Source organism: Burkholderia arboris, from assembly GCF_038723655.1.
In the GTDB taxonomy this organism is placed as follows: domain Bacteria; phylum Pseudomonadota; class Gammaproteobacteria; order Burkholderiales; family Burkholderiaceae; genus Burkholderia; species Burkholderia arboris.
This window is the reverse complement of sequence record NZ_CP109821.1, coordinates 1,552,146-1,577,740: the sequence shown is the minus strand read 5'-3', so window position 1 is coordinate 1,577,740 and position 25,595 is coordinate 1,552,146. Positions and strand designations below refer to the sequence as shown.

Below are 25,595 nucleotides of genomic sequence, written 5' to 3'. Positions count from 1 at the left end.
TGACAAACGCCCCGCCTGCCGTCGGCCGGCAGGCGGGGCGTCGAATCCGCGCCGATGTGCGGCGGGTTTATGCGACCGCGCTGACGTCGAGCGGCGCGCCCGTCTTCGCCTGGATCTCGTCGGCGCTCACGCCGTCGGCGAGCTCGAGGACCTTCAGGCCGGCCGGCGTCACTTCGATCACGCCGAGATCGGTGATGATCAGGTCGACCACACCGACACCCGTCAGCGGCAGGTTGCACTCTTCGAGGATCTTGTGCTGGTCGCCCTTCGCGACATGCTCCATCAGCACGACGACACGCCCGACGCCCGCAACGAGGTCCATCGCGCCGCCCATTCCCTTGATCATCTTGCCCGGGATCATCCAGTTCGCGAGGTCGCCCTGCTTGCTGACCTGCATCGCGCCGAGGATCGCGAGATTGATGTGGCCGCCGCGAATCATCGCGAACGAGTCGGCCGACGAGAAGATCGACGAGCCCGGCAGCGTCGTGACGGTCTGCTTGCCGGCGTTGATCAGATCGGCGTCGACTTCGTCTTCGGTCGGCGACGGGCCGATGCCGAGCAGGCCGTTCTCCGACTGCAGCCACACCTCGACGCCTTCCGGCACGTGGTTCGCGACGAGCGTCGGCAGGCCGATGCCGAGGTTCACGTAGAAGCCGTCTTGCAATTCCTTCGCCGCGCGCGCGGCCATCTGGTCACGATTCCAGGCCATGTCAGTCTCCTTTCGCGCGTACGACGCGTTGTTCGATGCGTTTTTCCGGCGTCGCGTTCAGCACGATGCGCTGCACGAAAATCCCCGGCGTATGGACCTGGTCCGGATCGAGCGCGCCGTTCTCGACGATCTCCTCGACCTCCACCACGGTGATCTTGCCGGCCATTGCGCACATCGGGTTGAAGTTGCGCGCGGTGCGGCGGTAGATCAGGTTGCCGGACTTGTCGGCCTTCCACGCCTTCACGAGCGCGACGTCGGCCGTCAGCGACGGCTCGAGCACGTAGTGGCGGTCGCCGAACTGGCGCGTTTCCTTGCCTTCCGCGATCACGGTGCCGTAGCCGGTATTCGTGAAGAAGGCGGGAATGCCCGCGCCGCCCGCGCGCAGCTTCTCGGCGAGCGTGCCTTGGGGCGTGAATTCGAGCTCGAGTTCGCCGGCCAGGTACTGACGCTCGAACTCCTTGTTCTCGCCGACGTATGACGAGATCATCTTCTTGATCTGGCGCGTTTCCAGCAGCAGACCGAGGCCGAAGCCGTCGACGCCCGCATTGTTGCTGATGCAGGTGATGCCCTTGACGGCCGAATCGCGCAATGCCGCGATCAGCGCCTCGGGAATCCCGCACAGGCCGAAGCCGCCCACCGCGAAGGTCTGTCCGTCGCGGACGATCCCTTCCAGCGCGGCAGCCGCGCTTGGATAGACTTTGTTCATCAGTTGTCCCTTCCTCTATGGAAACCAGCAAAACCGGTTCACGCGCCCACCTGGGCCGCAAGCCTGCCGCATCATTCTATGCATGCGCGGCAGTGCCTGCGTCGAAGCGCGCTGTTTTTATGTCGCGGCAACCCGCCACGAGATGCCTGAAAGGGTACGATGCGGCGCGGATGCGGCACAATACGCAAAAATACATAAGCGTTTGCCTCCGCTTGCCCGCGCCATGCCCGCTCTCGATTACCAGACTGCCTTCCACCTCGCGCCGCTCGGTCTCGTGCTGTCGCGCGACCGCGTGATCGAGGATTGCAACGACGCGCTCGCGTCGATCTTCCGCTGCGCGCGGGCCGACCTGATCGGAAAATCGTACGAGGTGCTCTACCCGTCGACGGACGAATTCCAGCGCATCGGCGAGCGCATCGCGCGCGTGATGGCCGCGAACGGCATCTACTCGGATGACAGAATCATGAAGCGCGCGGACGGCGAGCTGTTCTGGTGCCACGTGACGGGCCGCGCACTCGACCGCACCGCGCCGCTCGCGGCCGGCGTGTGGACCTTCGAGGATTTGAGCGCGACGCGCCGCGTCGCGGTCGAGCTGACCCCGCGCGAGCGCGAGATCGCCGCGCAACTCGCCACCGGCAAGACCAGCAAGCAGATCGGGCGCGTGCTCGACATCAGCTCGCGCACGGTCGACATCTACCGCGCACGGCTGATGCGCAAGTACGGAACGAGCAATACGCCGGAGCTGCTGCAGCGCCTGCTCGGGCAGTGAACGCGCAATGGATCGCGCGCCCGAATGGCGATCGGCCGCGCATGGCGGCCGATTCGGGTGACAACAGGCATGGCGACTCACCGGCACGCCGTGCCGGCGTCACCGCATCGGCACTCAGCCGACCTTCGCCGCGAGCGCGCGCTCGATCGTGTCGCGCAGCAGGTGCGGCAGTTCCACCGACTTGCCGAGCGCGTAATCGACCCACACGCAACGCGCGTTGCCACGCGCATAGACATGCTGCGGATCATCCGCGCGCGTGAGTTCGAACCCGGTGTCGAAACTGCTTCGGCCCGGTTTCGCGGCCGACATCTTCGCGATCACGTCGCCCGGATAGTGCAGTTGCTTGAGGAATTCCATCGACGCCGTGACGATGACGGGCCCCTGCCCCTCGCCGTTGCCGCCGGCGATGCCGAGCTGCTCGAACCACGAAATCCGCGCCTGCTCCATGTAGCGGAAATAGACCGTGTTGTTCACATGGCCGAACGCGTCCATGTCGCCCCAGCGGATCGGCATCGACATCTCAAAAACGGGGGAGTAATCGCTTGTTTCACTCATTGCAGTCTTCTTTGTTGCTGAATGTCATCCGCTCAGGCGAGGCCGAAGCCGTCATCGGCGGAGATAATCGAGCCATTGATGAACTGCGACTCGTCGGCCGCGAGCAGCAACAACAGCCCGTCGAGATCCTGCGGCTTGCCGACGCGCCGGCGCGGCAGTATCGACTGCAGCTTCTGGCCCTGCTCGGATTCCCACAGGTAATGATTGATTTCGGTATCGATATAGCCCGGACAGATCGCGTTGACGTTGATCCCGTGGCGCCCCCACTCGAGCGCCATCGCGCGCGTCATCTGTACGACCGCGGCCTTGCTCATCGCAAACAGCCCGATCTGCGGGAACACGCGCAACCCGGCCACCGACGCGATGTTGATGATCCGGCAAGGCGGCTTGCCGTTGCTGCTCCCGTTCGCGCGCATGATCATCCGCTTCGCGACTTCCTGTGCGACGAAAAATGCGCCGCGCGTGTTCGTATCGAACACGGACTCGAAATCCTCCGGCGTCACGTCGACGAGCTTCTGCATCGTCGAGACGCCCGAATTGTTCACAAGGATGTCGATTGTGCCGGCTTCCGTCTCCGCATGCGCGACGGCCGCCTTGATGCTCTGGATGTCGGTCACGTCGAGCGACACGACATGCGCGGCGCCGCCGGCCGCCTCGATCTCCGCGCGCAGTTCCTTCAGGCGCTCGACGCGGCGGCTCGCGAGCACGACCTTCGCGCCGGCCTGCGACAGTACCTGCGCAAAGCGCTGACCGAGGCCGCTCGACGCGCCCGTGACCAGCGCAACCTTGCCTTCCAGATTGATCGATCGACCCATTTGCACATCCCCTTTCGATGTCGTTTCACCCGCCCGGGCGGCACAGCCCGGGCAGCCTTACCCTAGCACAAAAATAGAACGATCGTGCTAATCTACCCGCATGTTGTTGCGGCAAGCGTTTCGTTTCGCAGACAATACGCTCCCGAATAAAAGCATTCTAACGGTTAGAGGAACGCCAATGACCCCCGCAAGCCTCATCGAGCAATACGGCCCGCGCGAATCGATGGAATACGACGTCGTGATCGTCGGCGGCGGCCCCGCCGGGCTGTCGGCGGCGATCCGGCTCAAGCAGCTGGCCGCCGAGAAAGGCACCGAGATCGGCGTGTGCGTGCTCGAGAAGGGTTCCGAGATCGGCGCGCACATCCTGTCGGGCGCGGTGATGGACCCGCGCGCGATCAACGAACTGTTCCCCGACTGGAAGGAACGGGGTGCGCCGCTCGACGTCGAGGTGACGGAAGACCGCTTCCTGTTCCTGTCCGAGAAAAGCGCGGTCACGACGCCCAACTGGGCGCTGCCCGCCAACTTCCAGAACCACGGCAACTACGTGATTTCGCTGGGCAACGTCACGCGCTGGCTCGGGGCACAGGCCGAAGCGCTGGGCGTCGAGATCTTCCCGGGCTTCCCGGCCGCCGAGATCCTGTACAACGACGACGGCTCGGTCAAAGGCGTCGCGACCGGCAACATGGGCGTGGGCAAGGACGGCGAGCCGACCGAGAACTTCCAGCTCGGCATGGAGCTGCACGCGAAGTACACGCTGTTCGCCGAAGGCTGCCGCGGCCACCTCGGCCGTCAGCTGATCTCGAAGTTCAAGCTCGACGCGAACGCGGAGCCGCAGGCGTACGGGATCGGCATCAAGGAACTGTGGGAAATCGATCCCGCGAAGCACAAGCCGGGCCTCGTGATCCACACGGCCGGCTGGCCGCTGAAGTCCGATACGTACGGCGGCTCGTTCCTGTATCACATGGACAACAACCAGGTCGTGGTCGGCTTCGTGGTCGGCCTCGGCTACACGAACCCGTACCTGTCGCCGTTCGAGGAATTCCAGCGCTACAAGACGCATCCGTCGATCCGCGCGTTTCTCGAAGGCGGCAAGCGCGTGTCGTACGGCGCGCGCGCGATCACGGCCGGCGGCCTGCTGTCGCTGCCGAAGACGGTGTTCCCGGGCGGCGCGCTGATCGGCGACGACGCGGGCTTCCTGAACGCATCGCGGATCAAGGGCAGCCATGCGGCGATCAAGACCGGCATGCTGGCGGCCGACGCCGCGTTCGACGCGGTGCAGGCCGGCCGCCAGAGCGATGAACTCAACGCGTACCCGGACGCGTTCAAGCAGTCGTGGCTGTACACGGAGCTGTATCGCGCGCGCAACTTCAAGCAGTGGATGGCCAAGGGCCTGTACCTGGGCACGCTGATGGTCGGGCTCGAGCAGAAGGTGATGGGCGGCAACGTGCCGTGGACGCTGCACCACAAGCATGCGGACCACGAGATGCTGAAGCCGGCGTCGCAGTGCGAGCCGATCGAGTATCCGAAGCCGGACGGCAAGCTGACGTTCGACCGGCTGTCGTCGGTGTTCATCTCGAACACGAACCACGAAGAGAACCAGCCGGCGCACCTGACGCTGAAGGATGCGAACGTGCCGGTGAACGTGAACCTGCGCACGTACGCGGGGCCGGAGGGGCGTTTCTGCCCGGCGGCGGTGTACGAGTTCGTGAAGAACGACGACGGCAGCGATCGCCTGGTGATCAACGCGCAGAACTGCGTGCACTGCAAGACCTGCGACATCAAGGACCCGACGCAGAACATCGTGTGGGTCACGCCTGAAGGCGGCGGCGGGCCGAATTACCCGAACATGTAATCGGACCACCGCCGATCCGCCGGAACGCGCCGCCACGAGCGGCGCGTTTTTTGGGGTCGCTGAAAACGAAACGGGGCGCTGCCTGAAGCAGCGCCCCGTTTTGCATTCCCGGCACGTCCGCCAGGCGACGCGCCCCGCCCGTTTGCGTCAGGTCGCACTGCCGGCAATCTTCGGCGTCGGCGTCTCGACGTCGCCGCACTGCGCGCGATGGCGCAGCGCATGATCGATCAGCACCAGCGCGAGCATCGACTCGGCGATCGGCGTCGCACGAATGCCGACGCACGGATCGTGACGGCCGAACGTTTCCACCGTCGCTTCGTCGCCGGCCTTCGTGATCGAACGGCGCGGCGTACGGATGCTCGACGTCGGCTTGATCGCGATCGACACGGTGATGTCCTGCCCCGTCGAAATCCCGCCGAGCACGCCGCCCGCGTGATTGCCGACGAAACCACCCGGCGTCAGTTCGTCGCCGTGCACCGAGCCGCGTTGCGCGACACTGTCGAAGCCCGCGCCGATCTCGACGCCCTTCACCGCGTTGATGCTCATCATCGCCTTCGCGATATCGGCATCGAGACGGTCGAACACCGGCTCGCCCCAGCCGACCGGCACGCCCGACGCGACGACGTCGATGCGCGCGCCGATCGAATCGCCATCCTTGCGCAGCGCATCCATGTACGCCTCGAGTTCCGGTACGACCGCCTCATTCGGCGAGAAGAACGGGTTCTCGTGCACGTGCGACCAGTCGACGAACGGCACGTCGATCTCGCCGAGGCCGCTCATGTAACCGCGCACCTCGACGCCGAAGCGCTCGCGCAGCCACTTCTTCGCAACGGCACCCGCACCGACGATCGGCGCGGTCAGGCGTGCGGACGAACGGCCGCCGCCGCGATAGTCGCGGATGCCGTATTTCTGCCAGTACGTGTAATCGGCGTGACCGGGACGGAACGTCTCGACGATGTTGCCGTAGTCCTTGCTGCGCTGGTCGGTGTTGCGGATCAGCAGCGCGATCGGCGTGCCGGTCGTCACGCCTTCGAACACGCCCGACAGGATCTCGACCTCGTCGGCCTCCTGCCGCTGCGTCACGTGCCGCGACGTGCCGGGCTTGCGGCGATCGAGCTCGACCTGGATGTCGGCTTCGGTCAGCCCCATCCCCGGCGGGCAGCCGTCGATCACGCAGCCGATCGCGGGACCGTGCGACTCGCCGAAGGTCGTGACAGTGAAAAGCGTGCCGAGGGTATTGCCGGACATGATGGAACCGCCCAAAGTGAAATGGGCAAACCGATGCGCTACCCGGGCCGCGGGCAGGTCGATCGTTTGCCGGTCGAGAAAAAGAGGTAAGCCGCTATTATGCCAGCCGTCCCGGGCCCGCGGGCCGCATGACATGCCGGCCGGGCGCACGACACGTACACGGGCAGCCCGGCCAGTGCCGCCCGACGGCCGTTCCGGCCCGGCGGCCAGCGGATGCCGGCACGGAACCGGCCGGCGCCCGCCTACTTCCGCCTACTTCCGCGCGCCGCGCAGCTCGGTCACCGCCGCCTGCAGCGACTCGGGCGTCGCGACCGACGCCGGGACCGGCTCGCCGACCGCCAGCGTCAGCCGGCTCATCACGCCGCGCTTGATGGGGCGCGGCATCCGCGCATCGGAATGCCGCGAGAAATAGCTGCCCCACAGCCCGCGCAGCGCCATCGGGATCACCGGCGCCGGCGTGCGGCCGAGGATCTCGGTGATGCCATGGTGGAACGTGTTGATGTCGCCCGTCTTCGTCAGCTTGCCCTCGGGGAAGATGCACACGAGTTCGCCTTCCTTCAGCGCGGCTTCGCACAGGTCGTAGGCGCGCGCGAGCATCGCGGGATCCTCGTGGCGCGGCGCGATCGGGATCGCCTTCGCGTGCCGGAACACCCAGCTCGCGAAGCGCGTCTTGAAGATCCGGTGATCCATCACGAAACGGATCGGGCGCGGGCTCGCGGCAGCCAGCACGAGTGCGTCGACGTAGCTGACGTGGTTGCACACGAGCACGGCCGCCCCTTCCGCGGGAATCCGCTCCCCGTGGACGAGACGGATCCGGTAGAAAGTGTGCACGAGCACCCACGCGACGAAGCGCAGCAGGAACTCGGGCACGAGCAGGTAGATATACGTCGCGACGATCACGTTCAGCAGCGCGGTGACGAGGAACAGCCCCGGGATGTCGACGCCGGCCTTGGTCAGCCCCATCGCCATCACGGCCGACAGGATCATGAACAACGCGTTCAGGATGTTGTTCGCGGCGATGATCCGCGCGCGGTGCGTCGGCGCACTGCGGCTCTGGATCAGCGCGTACAGCGGCACGCTGTAGAAGCCGCCGAACATCGCGAGCAGGAACAGGTCGGCCAGGATGCGCCAGTGGCGTGCGCCGGCCAGGAATTCGCCGACCGACAGCAGGTGGCCGGGCGACGGCAGCGCGTGGCTCGCGAAATACAGCTCGATCGCGAACACGCTGATGCCGATCGAGCCGAGCGGCACGAGGCCGATCTCGACGCGCCGCTGCGACAGCCGCTCGCACAGCAGCGAGCCGAGGCCGATACCGACCGAGAACGTCGCGAGCAGGATCGTGACGACGTCGGGGCTCGCGGACAGCACGTCCTTCGCGAAATTGAAGAACGACGTGAGGAACGTCGCGCCGACGAACCACAGCCACGAGATGCCGAGCAGGCTCAGGAACACGGTGCGGTTCTGGCGCGCGAGCGCGAGATTGCGCCAGGTCTCGCTGACCGGATTCCAGTTGATCACGAGATCGGGCTGCGGCGCCGGCGTCGACGGCACGCGCTGCGCGACGAGCCGCCCCGCCAGCGCGATCACGACGACGCTCACCGCGAGCACGCGCTCGCCGGCGCCTTCGATGCCCGCGGCCGCGCCGCCGATGATCGTGCCGATCAGGATCGCGATGAACGTGCCCATTTCGACGAGGCCGTTGCCGCCGACCAGCTCATGCTCGCCGAGATGTTGCGGCAGGTACGAATACTTGACGGGCCCGAACAGCGTCGAGTGCATCCCCATCATGAACGTGCACAGATACAGCAGCGTCGCGCTGTGCGTGACGAAGCCGGCCGCGCCGACCAGCATCAGCACGATCTCGAAGGTCTTCACGAAGCGCGTGAGGGTCGCCTTGTCGTATTTGTCGGCGATCTGGCCGGACGTCGCCGAGAACAGCACGAACGGCAGAATGAAGATCGCGGAGATCAGGAACGCGGCCGTCTTCGCGTCGACGCCGGAGAACCGCGCGGTGTGATAGGTGACGAGCGACGTGAAGCCGATCTTGAAGACGTTGTCGTTCAGCGCACCGAGGAACTGGGTCGTGAAGAACGGCGCGAAACGGCGCTCGCGCAGCAGGTCGAACTGCGACGCGTGGGCACGACGTTCGTCGCGCCGCTCCGAAGAAGCTTGCGTTTGATCGCTCATGCGGAATACGCGCGCATCGTCTTGGCGAAGCTGCGCGGGCCTTGTGTTGTCGTTGAAAAAAAGGCGGCGCAGGACAAGCCTGCGCCGCCGTGTGCCGGATGGCGGCGCCCATGCATCCAGGTGCCGGGCGCGGCGTGGTTCACGGCTTGTGCGCTTCGGCTTCCGATTCCGACTCCGGCCAGTCGCGGATGTACGCCTTCAGCATGCGGTTCTCGAAGCTCTGCGCCTCGACGACCGTCTTCGCGACGTCGTAGAACGAAATGACGCCCATCAGCACCTTCTTGTCGAGCACCGGCATGTAGCGTGCGTGACGCTCGAGCATCATCCGGCGCACTTCGTTGACGTCGGTTTCCGGCGTACACGTGAGCGGCTCGTCCATCACCTTGCGCACCTGGACGTCGCCGATCGCGCCGCCGTTCACGTGCAGGCGCAGGATGATCTCGCGAAACGTCAGCATCCCGACGAGATCGCCGTACTCCATCACGACGAGCGAACCGATATCGTGTTCGGCCATCGTATCGACCGCTTCGCGCAGCGGCTTATCGGGCGTCACCGTAAACAGCGTGTTGCCCTTCACTTTCAGAATATCGCTGACGCGCATCGTAGTCCCCTCATGCTTGAATGCAAAATCTCTTTCGATCCTATCGGAAAGCCTGTCAAAAGGAAAGCGCGGCCCCGCGCGGCGGCCCGCCCCCGCTTGCGGACACGGGCCGGCCGCCGCACAATGGCCCTATCGACGGCGGCCCGAGGAGACGGCCATGGCGCATACGCATTCCGAGCAATTCGCCAGCTTCGCTGATTTCTACCCGTATTACCTGAACGAACACCAGAACCTGACGTCGCGGCGGCTGCATTTCATCGGCTCGCTCGGCGTGATCGGCTGCGTCGCGATGGCGATCGCGACCGGCTACTGGCTGTGGCTGCCGGCGGCGATCGTCTGCGGCTACGGGTTCGCGTGGGTCGGACACTTCTTCTTCGAGAAGAACCGCCCGGCCACGTTCCGGCACCCGATCTACAGCCTGATGGGCGACTGGGTGATGTTCAAGGACATCTGCACCGGCAAGATTCCGCTGTAGCCGCCGGAATCCGCCTTCACGCAGGCCGCGGCGGCCGCGCGTGCGGGTCGGGCACGGCGTCCGGCGCCTGCCCGGCGATCCCGGCCGGCTGTGCGCCCGCGAGCCGGTGCGCGGCGATCAGCGACGCGAGCGACACGTCGAACCGGTCGCTCGACAGCACCGCGAGCAGCGCCGCGCCTTCGACGTGGCTGCGGCGCCGCTGCAGCTGATAGGTCAGCTCCGTGCGGTCGATCACCAGCACGTCGAACAGTTGCGCGAGCGTCAGCTGCTCCGGATTCGCGAGCAGGATGTAGCGCGGCGTGGTCTCGCCGCCGCCGTCGAGCCGCGCAATCCATTCCCGCTCCTCCATCGTCGTCAGCAACCGCTGCGCGGTTTCCATGTCGCAGCGCAGCATCGTCGCGAGCCGCATCGCCGTATAGCCGCGCTTGCCGGCCGCGCGCGCTTCGGCCAGCCGCGCGAGCAGTTCCAGCGCGTCGAGCAGGTCGCTGCCCGGATAGTGGATGCGGTGAAACTGCCCGACGCGGATCGCCGGCAGCGCCGACGCCACCATCGCGCCGAGCAGCGCGATGAACCAGCTCAGGTACACCCACAGCAGGAACACGGGCAGCGCCGCGAACGCGCCGTAGACGGCCGTGTAAGTCGGAATGCGCCGCACGTAGTAGCCGAAGCCGCGCTTCGCGAGCTCGAACGCGACGGCCGCGAACAGCCCGCCGATCACCGCGTCGCGCCACGCGACCGCGCAGTTCGGCAAGTACACGTACAGCAGCGTGAACGCGAGCACCGTCAGCGGCAGCGACGCGAGCGCGAGCAGCCACTCGACGATCGACGTGGACGGCCCCGCGCCGGTGAACGCGAGCGACTGCGTGAACAGGTACGACGAGATCGACAGGCTCACGCCGAACAGCAGCGGGCCGAGCGTGATCAACGCCCAGTAGGCGAGCACGCGCTGCGCGAACGGCCGCGGCTTGCGCACGCGCCAGATCAGGTTGAACGCCGATTCGATCGTCATCATCGTCATCACCGACGTGACGACGAGCACGATCAGGCCGGCCGTCGTCAGCCCCTTGGCCTTCGACGCGAACTGGTTCAGGTACTTGAAGATCTGGATGTTGAACTGCGCGGGCATCAGGTGGTCCGCGAGGAACCCCTGCAGCGAGATCTGGAACGACGCGAACATCGGGAACGCGGTGAACAGCGCGAACGCGACCGTCACGAGCGGCACGAGTGCCAGCATCGTCGTGAAGGTCAGGCTGCCCGCCACTTGCGGGATGCGATCCTCGGCGCTGCGCCGGGCCGCGAACTGCGCGAGGCGCTTGATGGTGTCGAGATCGACGCTCAACTTCGGCAAACGGCTTCTCCTTCTCGATGCCGCGCGCCTCACGGCGCGCCGCCGCCGCGCTGCGCGACGGCTTCAGCCCCTATAATAGCCGCTCGATTCCAGCAGGGGCCGACTGCACCGGGCACGCGCGCGGCCGCACGCGGCTCCGTCGCCCATGAAAGACATCCTCGTCCTCTATTACAGCCGCCACGGCGCCACGCGCGATCTCGCGCTCGCCATCGCGAACGGCATCGACAGCGTGCCGGGCATGCAGGCGCGCATCCGCACCGTGCCGCCCGTATCGACCGTCTGCGAAGCCACTGCCGCCGACATCCCCGCCGACGGCCCGCCTTACGCGGAACTGCGCGACCTCGAGGAATGCGCGGGCCTCGCGCTCGGCTCGCCGACCCGCTTCGGCAACATGGCCGCATCGCTCAAGTATTTCCTCGACGGCACGACACCGCAATGGCTGTCGGGTGCGCTGACCGGCAAGCCCGCGAGCGTGTTCACGTCGACGGGCAGCCTGCACGGCGGCCAGGAATCGACGTTGCTGTCGATGATGCTCCCGCTGCTCCATCACGGGATGATGATCGTCGGGATCCCGTACACCGAATCGGCACTCAGCACCACGCGCACCGGCGGCACGCCGTACGGCGCGTCGCATGTCGCGCACCACGATCGTACGGCGTCCGGCGGGCTGTCCGCGGACGAGAAGGCGCTCGCGGCCGCGCTCGGCGTGCGGCTTGCGCGCGCGGCGGCCGCCCTGTCAGCCGCCCAAGGCGCCGAGGCCGCATGAACGCCCCCGCCCGCCCCGCCGTCGCAGCCCGGCCGCGCTACGCGCTGGCCGCCGCCGCGTGCCTCGTCGCGTTGATCGCGCTGTCGCTCGCCTGGGAGCTGTGGCTCGCGCCGCTGCGCCCGGGCGGCTCCGCGCTGATGCTCAAGGCCGTGCCGCTCGCGCTCGCACTGCCCGGCGTCTGGCGGCGTAACATCTATACGATGCAGTGGGCGAGCATGCTGATCCTCGTCTATTTTGCCGAAGGCATCGTGCGCGGCATGTCCGATCGCGGGCTGTCCGCGACGCTCGGCTGGTGCGAGACCGCGCTTGCCGTCGGCTTCTTCGTGGCGGCGCTGGCATACGTCGCGCCGTTCAAGCGCGCGGCCAAGCAGTCGCGCGCCGCGTCCTGACCCTTACGCGACAAGGTGATGATGTCCTCCGAAGCTTTCGTTTCCGCGTGCCGCGACGCGATCGGCGCCGACTACGTGCTGACCGCCCCGCACGATACCGAACCGTTCCTGACCGACTGGCGCCGCCGCTACAAGGGCGCCGCGTGCGCCGTGCTGAAGCCCGCGAACACCGCCGAAGTCGCCGCGCTCGTGAAGCTGGCCAACGCGCACGGCATCGCGCTCGTGCCGCAAGGCGGCAACACGGGCCTCGCCGGGGGCGCCACGCCCGATGCGAGCGGCAGCCAGGCCGTGCTGAGCGTCGCGCGCCTGAACCGCGTGCGCGCGCTCGATCCACACAACAACACGATCACCGTCGAAGCCGGCGTGATCCTCGCCGACGTGCAGGCGCGCGCCCGCGAAGGCGGCCGGCTGTTCGCGCTGAGCCTCGCGGCGGAAGGCAGCTGCACGATCGGCGGCAACCTGTCGACCAATGCGGGCGGCACCGCGGTGCTGCGCTACGGCAACGCGCGCGAGCTGTGCCTCGGGCTCGAGGTCGTGACGCCGCAGGGCGAAATCTGGGACGGCCTGCGCGGACTGCGCAAGGACAACACCGGCTACGACCTGCGCGACCTGTTCATCGGGGCGGAAGGCACGCTCGGGATCATCACCGCAGCCGTGATGAAGCTGCATCCGCTGCCGGCCGCACAGGTCACGGCGCTCGCCGCGCTCGAATCGCCGCACGCGGCGCTCGACTTCCTGTCGCTCGCGCAGCGCGCGGCCGGTCCGCTCCTGACCGGCTTCGAGCTGATGTCGGATTTCTGCATGCAGCTGGTCGGCAAGCACTACCCGCAGCTGCGCTACCCGTTCGCGCAGACGCATGCGCAGACGGTGCTGCTCGAGCTGTCCGACAACGAAAGCGAAGCGCATGCGCGCGCGCTGTTCGAGAAACTGATGGAAGAAGCGTTCGAGGCCGGGCTCGTGGTCGACGCGGTGGTCGCGGAGAACCTCGCGCAGTCGCGCGCGTTCTGGGACCTGCGCGAGCACATCCCGCTCGCGCAGGCCGACGAAGGGCTCAACATCAAGCACGACATCGCGGTGCCGATCTCGTCGGTCGCGCGCTTCATCGACGAGACCGACGCGGCGATCCAGCAGGCCGCGCCGGGCGCGCGGATGGTCACGTTCGGCCACCTCGGCGACGGCAACCTCCACTACAACGTGCAGATGCCCGAAGGCGGCGATGCAAAGGCATTCCTCGCCGCGTTCCAGGTGCCGATCAACCGGATCGTCTACGACAACGTGCACCGCCATCACGGCACGATCAGCGCGGAACACGGTATCGGCCAGTTGAAGATCGACGACGCGCAGCGCTACAAGTCGCCGGTCGAAACGACGCTGATGCGCACGCTGAAGACCGCGCTCGACCCGCGCGGCCTGATGAATCCCGGCAAGGTCCTGCGCTGAAGCCATCCACTCCGGAGCCCCGCCCGTGAAAGTCCGCGTCCTGTCCGACCTGCACCTCGAAAGCAACCAGCCCGACGTGATCGCGCATGCCGACGCGGATCTCGTCGTGCTGGCCGGCGACATCCACAATCACGCGGAAGGCCTGCGCTGGGCCGCCGAAACGTTCGACCCGGCCGTGCCGGTGGTCTACGTGCCGGGCAACCACGAGTATTACGACGGGGAATTCGGGGCGCTCGAGACGGCAATGCGCGACGCGGCGCATGCGCTCGACAACGTGCATTACCTGAACAATGGCGTCTACGTCGATCCCGGGCAGCGCTTCCGCGTGCTCGGCACGACGCTCTGGGCCGATTTTTCGCTGTTCGGCAACGACGACGCCAGCGTGACGGGCGCAATCGAGGCCGCGCTGCGCGTGATGCTCGATTTCAAGGGATTGATCCAGGTGACCTGGCCGCACGACGCGGCGCTGCATGCGGCGCCGGGCACGCCGGAACGGGATTTCTCGCCGGCCGACGCGATCGCGCTGCACCGGCAAGGCCGCGCATGGCTGGAAGCGCAACTCGCGACGCCGTTCGCGGGCAAGACGATCGTCGTCACCCATCATGCGCCGCACCGGCGTTCGCTGGCAGAACGCTATGCGGAAGATCTCGCTTCGGCGGGGTTTGTGACGGACATGGCGGAACTGGTGCGGCCGCCGGTGGATCTGTGGCTCCACGGCCACACGCATACGTCATTCGACTATGTTGCGGACGGCGGCACGCGCGTGGTGTGCAACCCGCGTGGCTACATCCACCGGCGCACCGGCGAACGGGAAAATGCCGCGTTCGCGTGGGACAAGGTCGTCGAGCTCGACTGAGCGCCGGCCCGGGCGGCCGCGTTGCGCGGCCTTCCCGACCTGAAGCGTGACGGCAGGATCAGCGGCCCGGGCGGCGCGGCTCGCGCACGCGCACCGGAACCGGCTTCATCTGCGCCTTCGCCTTCATCGCACGCAGCAGGTCGCGGGTCGCCGCGGCGGCGGCAGCCGCGCCCAGCAGAACGCCAAGGCCGATCATCAGGTGCGTATCCATTGCTACTCCGGTGTGGTGTATCTCGTTAATTCCCACAGTATCAAACTGTCTGACACACGTTCGTAAAAAAATGTTGCGTGAAGGACAAATCTCGTCAGATAGCCGCCAACCGCGCTGTCATGTCGCACGCGTGTACTGCTCGAGCGCGGCTTCGTCCGCTTCGAGCGTGGCCGGCAACTCGTCGCGCAGGAAATCGACCCAGGTGCGAATTTTCGCGTCGAGGTACTGGCGCGACGGATACAGCGCGTAGATGTTCATCACGTGCGACCGGTACTCCGGCATCACGCGCACGATGTGCCCGCTGCGCAGCCAGCCGATCGCCGAATAGAGCGGCAGCCCGCCGACCCCCATCCCCTCCCGCACGGCCACCGCGAGCGCCTCGGCGACGTTCACGCGGAACGGCGGCGCCGTGATCGGCACGACCTCGTCGCCGTTCGGCCCCGCCAGCGCCCATTCGTCGAAGTGAAAACCCGGCGCGACCATCCCGAGGCACACGTGCTGCGCGAGATCGGCCGGCCGCTGCGGCACGCCGTGCGCCTCGACGTAGCCCGGCGACGCACAGACGACGCTGTAGCTCTCGCCGAGCCGCTGCGACACGAGCCCCGAATCGGGCAGGTCGCGGCCGACGACGATCGCGACGTCGTACCCCTCGTCGAGCAGGTCGGGCATCCGCTGCGCGAGCGTCAGCTCGACGTGCACGTCCGGGTAGCGCTCGCGGTAGCGCGCGATCGCCGGCACCAGGTAGTGCTGGCCGAGGCTCGTGAAGCAATGGACCTTCAGCTTGCCCGACGGGCGCGCATGCGCGTCGCCCGCCTCGGCTTCGGCCTGGTCGACGTACGCCAGGATCTGCTCGCAGCGCTGCAGGTAGCGCTCGCCGGCTTCGGTCAACGCGATCCGGCGCGTCGTGCGGTTCAGGAGACGCGTGCGCAGGTGCGCCTCGAGATCCGAGACTGCGCGCGACGCGTAGGCGGTGGTCGAATTCATCTGCTGGGCGGCCGCGGTAAAGCTTCCCGCGTCGACCACGCGGACGAACACCCGCATGTTTTGTAACGTATCCATCCCATTACCCGTTTGAATCCGGAGGGATTGTTGCACAGGGGCCAACAAATATTATCTCAGGATTCGTAAAAATGACTTGCACCGTTGTCCATTTATTCAGGAATCACTGAAAAATATAATCGCATCCGACTCATCTATATCCGAAAGGGAGAAAATCGTGCAGTCTCCGGCGACAAAAGGGACGCTCGCACTGGCGGTTCTTGCAGTCTCATTAATAATGGCCGGCTGCGCGAGCATGGGCGACAACAACAAGCCGCAATCGGCCCGCATCGAGGCGAACGCGCTCGACGCCGGCGCCGCGATCCGCGCGGCCGACCGCGACGCGGGCTGGCCCGCGGCGGACTGGTGGCGAGCCTATCGCGATCCGCAGCTCGACACGTGGATCGCCGCCGCCCAGGCCGGCAACCCGACCCTCGCGGCGGCCGAGGCGCGCGTGCGCGAAGCGCAGGCGATGGCGCGCGTCGCCCGCTCGGCCGAACTGCCGCAGATCAACGGCAACCTGTCGCTGACGCGCGAGCACTGGCCCGACAACGTGTTCTACGGCCCGGGCCCGCTCGCGAACGCCGACACGTGGAACAACACCGGCACGCTCGGCCTGTCGTATCACCTCGACCTGTGGGGCAAGGACAAGAACGCGACCGAACGCGCGCTCGACACCGCGCATGCGACCGCGGCCGATGCACGAGCGGCGAAGCTCGAGCTCGAAGTCAACGTCGTGCGCGCGTATGTCGGCATGTCGATGAACTACGCGCTGCTCGACCTCGCGCATGAAACGTTCGAACGCCAGCGTTCGCTCGCCGATCTCGCGCGCAAGCGGCTGCAGGCCGGCCTCGGCACGCAGCTCGAAGTGAGCCAGGCGGAATCGACGCTGCCCGACTACGAGCGCCAGATCGACAGCTATGAGGAAGCGGTCCAGCTCGCGCGCCACCAGCTCGCCGCACTGGCCGGCAAGGGCCCGGGCGCCGGCGACGCGATCAAGCGGCCGCAACTGTCGCTCGATGCGCCGGCCGGGCTGCCGTCGGCAATGCCGGCCGATCTGCTCGGCCGCCGCCCCGACGTCGTCGCGGCGCGCTGGACGGTCGACGCGCAGGCCCGCGGCATCGATGTCGCGAAGGCGTCGTTCTACCCGAACATCGACCTGCTCGCGACGGTCGGCGGCTTCGGCGTGACCGCGCCGTTCACCGACTTCCTGCGCGCGATGAACGGCGGCTGGACGGCCGGCCCCGCGCTGTCGCTGCCGATTTTCGAAGGCGGCCGGCTGCGTGCGCAGCTCGGCGCGGCGAACGCGGGCTACGACCAGGCGGTCGAGCGCTACAACCAGACGATCGTCGGCGCGCTCAAGGACATCGCCGACCAGGTCGTGCGGATCCGCTCGCTCGATACGCAGAAGAAGGACGCCGCGCGCTCGGTGGCCGCCAACGACCGCAGCTACCAGCTGTCGCGCGAAGGCTTCCGCCGCGGGCTGACCGATTACGTGAACGTGCTGGTCGCGCAACAGCAGCTGCTGCGCGCGCAGGAGACGGCCGCCCGCATCGATGCGGAACGCCTCGCCGCGCATGCGCAGCTGATGGCCGCGCTCGGCGGCGGAGTCGAGACGGGCACGGACGTACCGAAGGACGAGACGGCCGGCGCCGCCGCGCCGGCTGCCGCGTCGGGCACGAAGCCCGTGGCCGCCGCCCGGCCCGCGCAGGTCGCGACCGCCGGTGCGTCCGGCGCAACGGCCGCACGGTAACGCGGAGCGCCGCCATGTCAGCCTCCTCCCCCGCTTCCACGCCCGCCGGCGGTCCGGTCGCGGCCTGGTATGCCGCATTCGGCGACTGGGCCCGCACCGACGGCGCCGCGTGGCTCTACCTGTTCAAGGCGCTGCTCGCCGCGTTCATCGCGACCGGCGTATCGATGCGGCTCGACCTGCCCGCGCCGAAAACGGCGATGACGACGGTATTCATCGTGATGCAGCCGCAAAGCGGCGCGGTGCTCGCGAAGAGCTTCTACCGCGTCGCCGGCACGATCTTCGGGCTGATCGCGACGCTCACGTTCGTCGGACTGTTCCCGCAGCAGCCGCAACTGTTCCTGCTGGCGGTCGCGCTGTGGGTCGCGCTGTGCACGGCCGGCGCCGCGCGCAACCGCAACTTCCGCAGCTACGGCTTCCTGCTGGCCGGCTATACGACCGCGCTGATCGGGCTGCCCGCGTCGCAGCACCCGGACGGCGCGTTCATGAGCGCAATGACGCGCGTGGCCGAAATCATGGTCGGGATCGTGTCGGCCGGCGTGGTCAGCTCACTCGTGTTTCCGCAGACCACCGGCGAGCAGATGCGCACGACGGTACGCAAGCGCTTCGGCAGCTTCGTCGACTACGTCGCATCGGCGCTGTCGGGCTCGCTCGACCGCGCGCATATCGAAACCATCCACACGCGCTTCGTGGCGGACGTGGTCGGGTTCGAGGCCGCGCGCAGCATGGCCGTGTTCGAGGATCCGGACACGCGGATGCGCAGCGGCCGCCTCGCGCGGCTGAACAGCGAATTCATGAGCGCATCGAGTCGCTTCCATGCGCTGCACCAGCTGATGAACCGGCTGCATGCGGCCGGCGCGCAGGCCGCGATCGACGCGATCGAGCCGTACTTCCGCGAAATCGCCCCGCTGCTGCTGACGCCCGCCGGCGAACCGGTGCGCTCGTCGACCGATGCGGGCCACGCGGCCGAGCAACTGCTCACGTGGCGCGATGCGCTGCCGCGCCGCATCCGTGCGACCCGCGCGGCGCTCGAAACGCAGCCGGACTTTCCGTTGCTCGATTTCGATACGGCCGCCGAACTGCTGTACCGCTTCATCACCGACCTGCACGAGTACGCGGCCACCTACGCGTCGCTGTCGACCGCGACGCACGAGCGCGAACGCTGGATCGAGCGTTACGAGCCGCGCACCAACGTGACGGCGATGGTGATCGCGGCGATTCGCACCGCGACCGTGATCCTCGTGCTCGGGTGGTTCTGGATCGAGACCGCGTGGCCGAGCGGCGTGACGCTCACGCTGACGGCGGCGGCCACCTGCGCGCTCGCGTCGTCGACGCCGCGTCCGACCGCGATGTCCGCGCAGATGGGCATGGGCACCGCGCTCGCCGTCTGTACGGGCTTCCTGCTGACGTTCGGCATCTATCCGCACATCGACGGTTTCCCGCTGCTGTGCGTCGCGCTCGCACCGTTGCTCGCGATCGGCATCTACATGACGCTGAAGCCGAAGCTCGCCGGCTACGGGATGGGCTACCTGATCTTCTTCAGCTTCCTCGCCGGCCCGGACAACATCACGCACTACGATCCGACCAGCTTCATGAACGATTCGCTCGCGCTCGTGCTGTCGATGCTGGTGTCGGCGATCGCGTTCGCGGTGCTGTTCCCGCCGACCGCGCCGTGGCTCAAGAAGCGCCTGTTCGCCGACCTGCGCCACCAGGCCGTCGCGGCCGGCCACGCGCGGCTCGCGGGCTTGCGCACACGCTTCGAAAGCGGCGCGCGCGACCTGATGTACCAGGCGCACACGCTGTCGGCCGACCAGCCCGACGTGCAGCGCGACGCGCTGCGCTGGATGTTCGCGGTGCTCGAAACCGGCAACGCGACGATCGACCTGCGCCACGAGCTGGCGACGCTGCCGCCCGACTCGCGCTATGCGCCGGCGATGCCGTGGCGTCGCGCGATCGAGTCGATGCGCAGCGCGCTGTCTGCGCTGTTCTCGAAGCCGAGCGCCGCGCGTTTCGATGCGACGCTCGCCGCGACCAATGCGGCGATCGATGCGACCCGGCAGACGCTCGACGCGTTCGAGCCGTCGCGCGAAGAGCGCCACCGGCTGCAGCGCATCCTGAGCCACCTGCATTTCGTGCGTACCGCGCTGCTCGATCCGGAATCGCCGCTCGAGCCGCTCAACCGCAACCGCCCCGTGCGTCCCCAACCAGGAGCCTCGTCATGATGCCGCGTGAAATCGCCATTCTCGATGCCTACATGCCCACGGTGGTCCTGATGTTCGTCCTGGGCGCGCTCGCGACCTGGGCCGTCGACCGCCTGCTCGCCTACACGGGCCTCTACCGTCTCGTCTGGCACCCGTCGCTGTTCCGGGCCTGCCTTCTCGTCTGTATTTGCGGCGGACTGAGTCTCGCCGTCTACCGTTGATTCCGAACCATCATGATTCTCAGAAAACTCTTCGGCTTCGTCGCGACCGCCGTCATCCTTCTCGTCGCGATCCTGATCGGGCGCTCGCTGTGGGTGCACTACATGGACGATCCGTGGACGCGCGACGGGCGCGTGCGCGCCGAGATCGTCAACGTCGCGCCGGACGTGTCGGGCGCGATCGTCGAGCTGCCGGTGCATGACAACCAGCTCGTGAAGAAAGGCGACCTGATCATGCAGATCGACCCGTCGCACTACCAGATCGCGGTCGAACAGGCACAGGCGGCCGTGGCCGCCCGCCGTGCGGAACTGCAGATGCGCCGCGACGACGCGGCCCGCCGCGCGGACCTCGATGCGCTCGTCGTGTCGAAGGAAAACCGCGAGAACGCCGCGCACAGTGCGTCGAGCGCCGATGCGCAGTACCAGCAGGCGATCGCCGCGCTCGACGCCGCGAAGCTCAACCTCGAGCGTACGCGCGTCGTCGCGCCGGTCGACGGCTACATCACGAACCTGCAGACGTTCAAGGGCAACTATGCGGTGGCCGGCCAGGCGAAGCTCGCGATCGTCGACAGCCACTCGTTCTGGGTCTACGGCTATTTCGAGGAAACCAAGCTGCCGCGCGTGAAGATCGGCGCACCGGCCGAAATGCGGCTGATGAGCGGCGGCGTGATGAAGGGCCACGTCGAGAGCATCTCGCGCGGCATCTACGATCGCGACAACCCGCAAAGCCGCGACCTCGTCGCGGACGTGAACCCGACCTTCAACTGGGTGCGCCTCGCGCAGCGCGTGCCGGTGCGCATCAGGATCGACGAAGTGCCGGCCGACGTGGTGCTGTCGGCGGGTACGACCTGCACGGTCATCATCGATCCCGACAAGCAGAAGAAGTCGTAAGCGCATGACGGCCGGGCGGCACGCCGCCCGGCTGCCTTATTCCCAGAAAAACCGGTAAGGCAGGAACGGCGACGGGCCGAGCCCGTATTCGCCGAGCATGTTGCGCAACCGCATCGCGAAGCCGATGGCGCCGATCGTGACGAGCGCGACGATCACGTGCGCGCGCCGCACCCCCGGCACGCGCAGCAGCGGCACGCACTGGCAGCCCATCGCGAACAGCACGAGCCACTGGAACCGCAACCCCGCATAGCTGACCCGTGCGAGTGCGAAGCTCGCGAGCTCGCAGACGAACAGGAACGCGAGCGTGCGCGGCAGGCGCGCAAGCAGCGCCCAGCCGGCCGCGAACGTCAGCAGCGCCAGCACAAGCGGCGCGCTGCCCGACATCTGCGCGGGCGGCGTGAAGGCTGAATAGAGGCCGACCTTCGCGAGCAGCGCGTCGTGGTGCATGGCGAACAGCACGCCGCCGACCGCAGCCGCCAGCCCCGCGTAGCGCAGCACGCGCAGCCGCCGGACCTGCAGCAGCACGACGAGCAGCACCGCCGACACATGCAGGCTGGCCGCCACGGCCGCCAGCGCAATCGACGCGCCGTGCCGCCTGCGCGCCCAGATGTCCGACGCACCCTTCGCCGCACAGAACGCGAGGCCGTAGCGCAGCCCGCTCATCGCCATGTCGTAGAAGAACAACGGAAAGATCAGCGTGGCGAATACGCAAGCATCCTCGGCGGTCCGCCCGAACGCGACGACACATGCGATGACGATCAGCAGCGACAGGATCGCGATCGCGATGCGCGGATCATGCCCTGCCCATTCGAGCGCACGCACGAGCCACACGAAGCCGGGCTCGAGCGTGCGCGGCACGACCTTCAGGTTGCCGCCCCAGATGCCGGCCACGATGTTCTGGTAAATCGCCGTGTCGGTGCCCGTCCGGCCGCGCAGCACGGCGAACGTGGCGGCCGGTGCGATGCCCGCCGCGAGCCACCGCCACGCGGCGATGCGCGCACGCATGCCGATCGCGGCGGAAACGAGCATGCACAGGTATCCGCTCAGGTAAATCGTCGATGTCATTGTTATGGATGACCCGCTCGGCGTGCCGCACCTGTGTGGATGCGCACGCACCGCGGGTTCTGGCCCCCAGCTGTGTGGAAGCGCATTGTAGGGGATTGCGCGGCGGGCGGCTGCCGGTTTCGTCATCGATCTGCCGGCAGCCGGTGACGTGCGCGCGTCGCGGGCGGCCGGCCCGCGACCGTGCGGCGCTCAGGCCGCGATGCGGAAACGCCCGACCAGCGACTTCAGCGCCTGCGCCTGTTCGTCCAGGGCATTCGCGGCAGCGGCCGCCTGTTCGACGAGCGCCGCATTCTGCTGCGTGCCGGCATCCATCTGCGTGACCGCGCGGCCGATCTCGTCGATCCCGGCGCTCTGCTCGTCCGACGCCGCCGAAATCTCGCCGATGATGTCGGTCACGCGCTTGACCGCACGGACGACGTCGCCCATCGTGCGGCCCGCGTCGTGCGCGAGCGCCGCGCCGTTCGCGACGCGCTCGACCGACGCGCCGATCAGCGCGCGGATTTCCTTCGCCGCCGTTGCCGCGCGCTGCGCGAGCAGGCGCACCTCGCCCGCGACCACCGAGAAGCCGCGCCCCTGTTCGCCGGCGCGCGCCGCCTCGACCGCCGCGTTCAACGCGAGGATGTTGGTCTGGAACGCGATCCCCTCGATCGTGCCGATGATGTCGCGAATGTTCTTCGCGCTGTCGTCGATCTCGCTCATCGTCGCGACCACGCGCCCGACCACTTCCCCGCCCGTCTCCGCGACTTCCGACGCACTGGCCGCGAGCGCGCTCGCCTGGCGCGCGTTCTCGGCGTTCTGCCGCACGGTCGACGTGAGTTGCTCCATGCTGGCCGCGGTGCGTTCGAGCGCGACGGCCTGCTGCTCGGTGCGCCGCGACAGGTCGAGGTTGCCGGTCGAGATCTCGCCGGACGCAGCCGCGATGGCCTCGGCGCTGACGGCGATCTCGCCGACGGTCGCCGCGAGCCCCGTCTGCATCTCGGCCAGCGCACGCACCATGCTGTCGCGGTCGTGCCGGCCGAGCGTGATTTGCCGCGTCAGGTCGCCGCGCGCGATGTCCGCCGCGATCGCCTTCGCATGAGCGGGCTCGCCGCCGAGTTGCGACGCGAGACGCCGCACGACGCGCTCGGCGATCACGATTGCCAGCACGATCAGCGCGGCCGTCATCGCCGCGATCATCGCGAACGACGACGAGAAGATCGTGGCGGACGCATCGAGCGTCGCCTTCGATTTTTCGCCGCGCGTCTTCACGAGTTCGGCGACGAGTTTCTCGAGCTTGCCGGTTTCGACCAGCAGCGACACGTCCTGCGTGCCGACCTGCCAGTTCATCTGCGACAGGTCGAGCGGTTGCGCGCGCACGAGCGTGACGAAATCGCGCAGATGCGCGCTCCACGCGCCGACGGCCGTCGAGAATGCGCGCAGCCGCGCCGAATCGCCGGCGTCGGCCGGATCCGCGTAACGCTGCAGCGTGCCGAGCGCCTGGCCGATCGACGCGAGCCCCGCGCCGACCTCGGCGCCGAGTTCGTCGCGCTCCTTGGCGGTGGTCGCGGTCAGCAGCATCTTCTGCGCGCGGCTCGCCCGCAGCACCTCGGCCCGGACCTCCTGCGCCGCACGGCTCGCGACGTGGCCCTGCTCGTAGACCGACGCGATCGACGCGTTCAGCCGGCTGATCTGCCACAGCGAAAACACGCCGATCGCGAGCGTGCCGGCCAGCAGGATCGCGAATGCGGCGCGCAACGTCGCCTTGACGGTCCACGGCCGGCGCTCGCGCCGCGCCGCACGCGTGCGCCGTGTGGCGCGACCGGCGGCAACGTCGGGTGCGGCGGCGGCCGCACCCGGCCGTGGATGCAAAGATGCTGCTTTCATCGATCTATCCCCGTATGGATCACGCTGCCGGAAAGGTCGGTCCCGGCATTCCCGCGATGGCTGGCCATGCCGCGCATCCTGCGCCCTCCCGGCGGGTAGCCGGGGCCGGACGCGGCGCACCTGTTGTCATTGGGTCGTTCTACGGCCGCCACCGCCGTTTCTTGAGTCCGGTAAAACACCCACCGGGCTCCGGCGCGGCCCGCCGGCGGGCGGACGCGCCGCCAGCGTTATACCCGTCCAAAAAAACAGGCACCGGACGATCCGTCACATGAATGTCCGATTCGCGATAAAACTTGGCCTGACATTCTTGATACGCCACATTACACTTCTTTGACGCAGCAACGAATCAACACGCGCCGCCCCCAGCAGAGCGCGCCCGCCACCTCAACTCGTTCAGCTCACATGGAAACCAGTCTCGACACCGGATCCGCCGGCGCAGCCGCCGCGCAGCCGTCCGCGCCCCCCGCCACTCGCACCGTGTATCCGGTGCTCGGCGCGATCAGCTTCTCGCACATGCTCAACGACATGATCCAGTCGTTGATCCTCGCGATCTACCCGATGCTCAAGAGCCAGTTCGCGCTGTCGTTCGCGCAGATCGGCCTGATCACGCTCACTTACCAGATCACCGCGTCGCTGCTGCAGCCGCTCATCGGCCTCTATACCGACAAGCGTCCGAAGCCGTATTCGCTGCCGGTCGGCATGGGCTTCACGCTCGCGGGGCTGCTGCTGATGTCGGTCGCGTCGAATTTCCCGATGCTGCTGGTCGCCGCGGCGCTCGTCGGCTGCGGGTCGTCGGTGTTCCATCCCGAATCGTCGCGCGTCGCGCGGATGGCGTCGGGCGGCCAGCACGGGCTCGCGCAGTCGGTGTTCCAGGTCGGCGGCAACGCGGGCTCCGCGCTCGGGCCGCTGCTCGCCGCGCTCGTGATCATCCCGCACGGCCAGCACAGCATCGCGTGGTTCTCGGCAGCCGCGCTCGTCGCGATGATCGTACTCACGCAGATCGGCCACTGGTACAAGAAGCATCCGTCGATGAAGAAAAAAGCCGTGGCGGCCGGCCATCCGACGCTGTCGCGCGGCCGCGTGATGGCCGCGATCGGCGTGCTGGTGCTGCTCGTGTTCTCGAAGTACTTCTACCTCGCGAGCATCAACAGCTATTTCACGTTCTACCTGATCGACAAGTTCCACCTGTCGGTGCAGGCCGCGCAGATCCACCTGTTCGTGTTCCTCGCGGCCGTGGCGGCCGGTACGCTGATCGGCGGGCCCGTCGGCGACCGGATCGGCCGCAAGTATGTGATCTGGGTGTCGATCCTCGGCGTCGCGCCGTTCACGCTGCTGCTGCCGTACGCGAACCTGTTCTGGACGAGCGTGCTGACCGTGATCATCGGCATCGTGCTGGCGTCGGCGTTCGCCGCGATCCTCGTCTACGCGACGGAACTGATGCCCGGCAAGGTCGGGATGGTCGCGGGCCTGTTCTTCGGCTTCGCGTTCGGGCTCGGCGGAGTCGGCGCGGCCGTGCTCGGCCAGCTCGCCGACGCGACGAGCATCACGTTCGTCTACAAGGTGTGTTCGTTCCTGCCGCTGATCGGCGTGCTGACGGTGTTCCTGCCGAACCTCGAAAGCAGCCGGCGCAAGAAGGCGTGAC

The 25,595-nt window shown here is 67.7% G+C and carries 24 protein-coding genes; 12 read left to right on the top strand and 12 right to left on the bottom strand.

Going from position 1 to position 25,595, the window contains the following annotated elements:
* Nucleotides 1-67: 67 nt before the first annotated feature.
* Nucleotides 68-709, bottom strand: coding sequence for a CoA transferase subunit B (locus tag OHZ10_RS07405; protein ID WP_006476194.1), 642 nt, complete (start codon nucleotides 707-709; stop codon nucleotides 68-70).
* Nucleotide 710: 1 nt separating this feature from the next.
* Nucleotides 711-1,415 (bottom strand): CoA transferase subunit A, encoded by a 705-nt coding sequence (locus OHZ10_RS07400; RefSeq protein ID WP_012328363.1) that lies wholly within the window; start codon nucleotides 1,413-1,415, stop codon nucleotides 711-713.
* Between the two features lie 223 nt (nucleotides 1,416-1,638).
* Between OHZ10_RS07400 and OHZ10_RS07395 the strand changes: the two genes are divergently transcribed.
* Nucleotides 1,639-2,184 (top strand): PAS and helix-turn-helix domain-containing protein, encoded by a 546-nt coding sequence (locus tag OHZ10_RS07395; RefSeq protein ID WP_174991402.1) that lies wholly within the window; start codon nucleotides 1,639-1,641, stop codon nucleotides 2,182-2,184.
* A 114-nt stretch (nucleotides 2,185-2,298) separates the two neighbouring features.
* Here OHZ10_RS07395 and OHZ10_RS07390 read toward each other — a convergent pair whose 3' ends face one another.
* Entirely contained in the window at nucleotides 2,299-2,739 is a 441-nt protein-coding gene (locus tag OHZ10_RS07390; RefSeq protein ID WP_340624056.1) for an acyl-CoA thioesterase, read from the bottom strand.
* Between the two features lie 32 nt (nucleotides 2,740-2,771).
* The gene (locus OHZ10_RS07385; protein WP_059234728.1) at nucleotides 2,772-3,554 is read right to left on the bottom strand and encodes an SDR family oxidoreductase; all 783 of its coding nucleotides are present in this window, start codon (nucleotides 3,552-3,554) and stop codon (nucleotides 2,772-2,774) included.
* Between the two features lie 178 nt (nucleotides 3,555-3,732).
* Between OHZ10_RS07385 and OHZ10_RS07380 the strand changes: the two genes are divergently transcribed.
* Nucleotides 3,733-5,406, top strand: coding sequence for an electron transfer flavoprotein-ubiquinone oxidoreductase (locus tag OHZ10_RS07380; RefSeq protein ID WP_059234730.1), 1,674 nt, complete (start codon nucleotides 3,733-3,735; stop codon nucleotides 5,404-5,406).
* A gap of 147 nt (nucleotides 5,407-5,553) precedes the next feature.
* Here the strand turns inward: OHZ10_RS07380 and aroC are convergent, their stop codons facing one another.
* From aroC to OHZ10_RS07365, 3 genes are all read right to left on the bottom strand, one after another.
* Complete coding sequence (gene aroC / locus OHZ10_RS07375; RefSeq protein WP_059234733.1) at nucleotides 5,554-6,654, bottom strand: chorismate synthase; 1,101 nt, start codon at nucleotides 6,652-6,654, stop codon at nucleotides 5,554-5,556.
* 252 nt (nucleotides 6,655-6,906) lie between these two features.
* Nucleotides 6,907-8,841, bottom strand: a complete 1,935-nt coding sequence (locus tag OHZ10_RS07370; RefSeq protein ID WP_342704151.1) for an MFS transporter — start codon at nucleotides 8,839-8,841, stop codon at nucleotides 6,907-6,909.
* Between the two features lie 139 nt (nucleotides 8,842-8,980).
* Nucleotides 8,981-9,442, bottom strand: coding sequence for a CBS domain-containing protein (locus OHZ10_RS07365; protein ID WP_059234738.1), 462 nt, complete (start codon nucleotides 9,440-9,442; stop codon nucleotides 8,981-8,983).
* A gap of 157 nt (nucleotides 9,443-9,599) precedes the next feature.
* On the opposite strand from OHZ10_RS07365, the gene OHZ10_RS07360 reads away from it, so the two are divergent.
* Entirely contained in the window at nucleotides 9,600-9,917 is a 318-nt protein-coding gene (locus tag OHZ10_RS07360) for an Mpo1-like protein (RefSeq protein WP_059234740.1), read from the top strand.
* Nucleotides 9,918-9,933: 16 nt separating this feature from the next.
* On the opposite strand, the gene OHZ10_RS07355 is transcribed toward OHZ10_RS07360, so the two are convergent.
* Nucleotides 9,934-11,265, bottom strand: a complete 1,332-nt coding sequence (locus OHZ10_RS07355) for a YihY family inner membrane protein (protein ID WP_059234741.1) — start codon at nucleotides 11,263-11,265, stop codon at nucleotides 9,934-9,936.
* 145 nt (nucleotides 11,266-11,410) lie between these two features.
* Between OHZ10_RS07355 and wrbA the strand changes: the two genes are divergently transcribed.
* From wrbA to OHZ10_RS07335, 4 genes are read left to right on the top strand one after another with little or no spacing between them, the layout of a single operon-like run.
* Nucleotides 11,411-12,031 carry an NAD(P)H:quinone oxidoreductase gene (gene wrbA / locus OHZ10_RS07350; RefSeq protein WP_059234743.1) on the top strand — a complete coding sequence of 207 codons (621 nt, stop codon included), beginning with the start codon at nucleotides 11,411-11,413 and terminating at the stop codon, nucleotides 12,029-12,031.
* Nucleotides 12,028-12,420: a DUF2069 domain-containing protein gene (locus OHZ10_RS07345; protein WP_059234745.1), complete on the top strand. Its 393-nt coding sequence runs from the start codon at nucleotides 12,028-12,030 to the stop codon at nucleotides 12,418-12,420. The genes wrbA and OHZ10_RS07345 overlap by 4 nt, the downstream gene beginning before the upstream one ends.
* 18 nt (nucleotides 12,421-12,438) lie before the next feature.
* Complete coding sequence (locus OHZ10_RS07340) at nucleotides 12,439-13,860, top strand: FAD-binding oxidoreductase (RefSeq protein ID WP_059234747.1); 1,422 nt, start codon at nucleotides 12,439-12,441, stop codon at nucleotides 13,858-13,860.
* Between the two features lie 25 nt (nucleotides 13,861-13,885).
* Nucleotides 13,886-14,716: a metallophosphoesterase gene (locus OHZ10_RS07335; protein WP_342704149.1), complete on the top strand. Its 831-nt coding sequence runs from the start codon at nucleotides 13,886-13,888 to the stop codon at nucleotides 14,714-14,716.
* Nucleotides 14,717-14,774: 58 nt separating this feature from the next.
* On the opposite strand, the gene OHZ10_RS07330 is transcribed toward OHZ10_RS07335, so the two are convergent.
* Both OHZ10_RS07330 and OHZ10_RS07325 read right to left on the bottom strand, forming a co-directional pair.
* Complete coding sequence (locus OHZ10_RS07330) at nucleotides 14,775-14,927, bottom strand: hypothetical protein (protein WP_006476208.1); 153 nt, start codon at nucleotides 14,925-14,927, stop codon at nucleotides 14,775-14,777.
* Nucleotides 14,928-15,044: 117 nt separating this feature from the next.
* Complete coding sequence (locus tag OHZ10_RS07325) at nucleotides 15,045-15,986, bottom strand: LysR family transcriptional regulator (protein WP_059234751.1); 942 nt, start codon at nucleotides 15,984-15,986, stop codon at nucleotides 15,045-15,047.
* Between the two features lie 157 nt (nucleotides 15,987-16,143).
* Between OHZ10_RS07325 and OHZ10_RS07320 the strand changes: the two genes are divergently transcribed.
* The 4 genes from OHZ10_RS07320 to OHZ10_RS07305 are packed head-to-tail and all read left to right on the top strand — an operon-like array spanning nucleotide 16,144 to nucleotide 21,025.
* Nucleotides 16,144-17,718: an efflux transporter outer membrane subunit gene (locus OHZ10_RS07320; RefSeq protein ID WP_342704143.1), complete on the top strand. Its 1,575-nt coding sequence runs from the start codon at nucleotides 16,144-16,146 to the stop codon at nucleotides 17,716-17,718.
* Between the two features lie 14 nt (nucleotides 17,719-17,732).
* Nucleotides 17,733-19,937, top strand: a complete 2,205-nt coding sequence (locus tag OHZ10_RS07315; protein ID WP_342704141.1) for an FUSC family protein — start codon at nucleotides 17,733-17,735, stop codon at nucleotides 19,935-19,937.
* Nucleotides 19,934-20,137, top strand: coding sequence for a DUF1656 domain-containing protein (locus OHZ10_RS07310; RefSeq protein ID WP_011351756.1), 204 nt, complete (start codon nucleotides 19,934-19,936; stop codon nucleotides 20,135-20,137). Before OHZ10_RS07315 ends, OHZ10_RS07310 begins: the two co-directional genes overlap by 4 nt.
* A gap of 12 nt (nucleotides 20,138-20,149) precedes the next feature.
* Nucleotides 20,150-21,025: an efflux RND transporter periplasmic adaptor subunit gene (locus OHZ10_RS07305; protein WP_014897260.1), complete on the top strand. Its 876-nt coding sequence runs from the start codon at nucleotides 20,150-20,152 to the stop codon at nucleotides 21,023-21,025.
* Between the two features lie 36 nt (nucleotides 21,026-21,061).
* On the opposite strand, the gene OHZ10_RS07300 is transcribed toward OHZ10_RS07305, so the two are convergent.
* Entirely contained in the window at nucleotides 21,062-22,054 is a 993-nt protein-coding gene (locus OHZ10_RS07300; protein ID WP_342704140.1) for an EpsG family protein, read from the bottom strand.
* A gap of 225 nt (nucleotides 22,055-22,279) precedes the next feature.
* Entirely contained in the window at nucleotides 22,280-23,953 is a 1,674-nt protein-coding gene (locus OHZ10_RS07295; protein ID WP_340624050.1) for a methyl-accepting chemotaxis protein, read from the bottom strand.
* Nucleotides 23,954-24,355: 402 nt separating this feature from the next.
* Here OHZ10_RS07295 and OHZ10_RS07290 point away from each other — a divergent pair, with 402 nt between their 5' ends.
* Nucleotides 24,356-25,594: an MFS transporter gene (locus OHZ10_RS07290; RefSeq protein WP_059234761.1), complete on the top strand. Its 1,239-nt coding sequence runs from the start codon at nucleotides 24,356-24,358 to the stop codon at nucleotides 25,592-25,594.
* Nucleotide 25,595 lies beyond the last annotated feature (1 nt).

Bases quoted from the DNA above. Each gene is read 5' to 3' on its own strand.
- OHZ10_RS07405 (WP_006476194.1), bottom strand. From the start codon at position 709: ATGGCCTGGAATCGTGACCAGATGGCCGCGCGCGCGGCGAAGGAATTG.
- OHZ10_RS07400 (WP_012328363.1), bottom strand. From the start codon at position 1,415: ATGAACAAAGTCTATCCAAGCGCGGCTGCCGCGCTGGAAGGGATCGTC.
- OHZ10_RS07395 (WP_174991402.1), top strand. From the start codon at position 1,639: ATGCCCGCTCTCGATTACCAGACTGCCTTCCACCTCGCGCCGCTCGGT.
- OHZ10_RS07390 (WP_340624056.1), bottom strand. From the start codon at position 2,739: ATGAGTGAAACAAGCGATTACTCCCCCGTTTTTGAGATGTCGATGCCG.
- OHZ10_RS07385 (WP_059234728.1), bottom strand. From the start codon at position 3,554: ATGGGTCGATCGATCAATCTGGAAGGCAAGGTTGCGCTGGTCACGGGC.
- OHZ10_RS07380 (WP_059234730.1), top strand. From the start codon at position 3,733: ATGACCCCCGCAAGCCTCATCGAGCAATACGGCCCGCGCGAATCGATG.
- aroC (WP_059234733.1), bottom strand. From the start codon at position 6,654: ATGTCCGGCAATACCCTCGGCACGCTTTTCACTGTCACGACCTTCGGC.
- OHZ10_RS07370 (WP_342704151.1), bottom strand. From the start codon at position 8,841: ATGAGCGATCAAACGCAAGCTTCTTCGGAGCGGCGCGACGAACGTCGT.
- OHZ10_RS07365 (WP_059234738.1), bottom strand. From the start codon at position 9,442: ATGCGCGTCAGCGATATTCTGAAAGTGAAGGGCAACACGCTGTTTACG.
- OHZ10_RS07360 (WP_059234740.1), top strand. From the start codon at position 9,600: ATGGCGCATACGCATTCCGAGCAATTCGCCAGCTTCGCTGATTTCTAC.
- wrbA (WP_059234743.1), top strand. From the start codon at position 11,411: ATGAAAGACATCCTCGTCCTCTATTACAGCCGCCACGGCGCCACGCGC.
- OHZ10_RS07345 (WP_059234745.1), top strand. From the start codon at position 12,028: ATGAACGCCCCCGCCCGCCCCGCCGTCGCAGCCCGGCCGCGCTACGCG.
- OHZ10_RS07340 (WP_059234747.1), top strand. From the start codon at position 12,439: ATGATGTCCTCCGAAGCTTTCGTTTCCGCGTGCCGCGACGCGATCGGC.
- OHZ10_RS07330 (WP_006476208.1), bottom strand. From the start codon at position 14,927: ATGGATACGCACCTGATGATCGGCCTTGGCGTTCTGCTGGGCGCGGCT.
- OHZ10_RS07325 (WP_059234751.1), bottom strand. From the start codon at position 15,986: ATGGATACGTTACAAAACATGCGGGTGTTCGTCCGCGTGGTCGACGCG.
- OHZ10_RS07315 (WP_342704141.1), top strand. From the start codon at position 17,733: ATGTCAGCCTCCTCCCCCGCTTCCACGCCCGCCGGCGGTCCGGTCGCG.
- OHZ10_RS07310 (WP_011351756.1), top strand. From the start codon at position 19,934: ATGATGCCGCGTGAAATCGCCATTCTCGATGCCTACATGCCCACGGTG.
- OHZ10_RS07305 (WP_014897260.1), top strand. From the start codon at position 20,150: ATGATTCTCAGAAAACTCTTCGGCTTCGTCGCGACCGCCGTCATCCTT.
- OHZ10_RS07300 (WP_342704140.1), bottom strand. From the start codon at position 22,054: ATGCTCGTTTCCGCCGCGATCGGCATGCGTGCGCGCATCGCCGCGTGG.
- OHZ10_RS07295 (WP_340624050.1), bottom strand. From the start codon at position 23,953: ATGAAAGCAGCATCTTTGCATCCACGGCCGGGTGCGGCCGCCGCCGCA.
- OHZ10_RS07290 (WP_059234761.1), top strand. From the start codon at position 24,356: ATGGAAACCAGTCTCGACACCGGATCCGCCGGCGCAGCCGCCGCGCAG.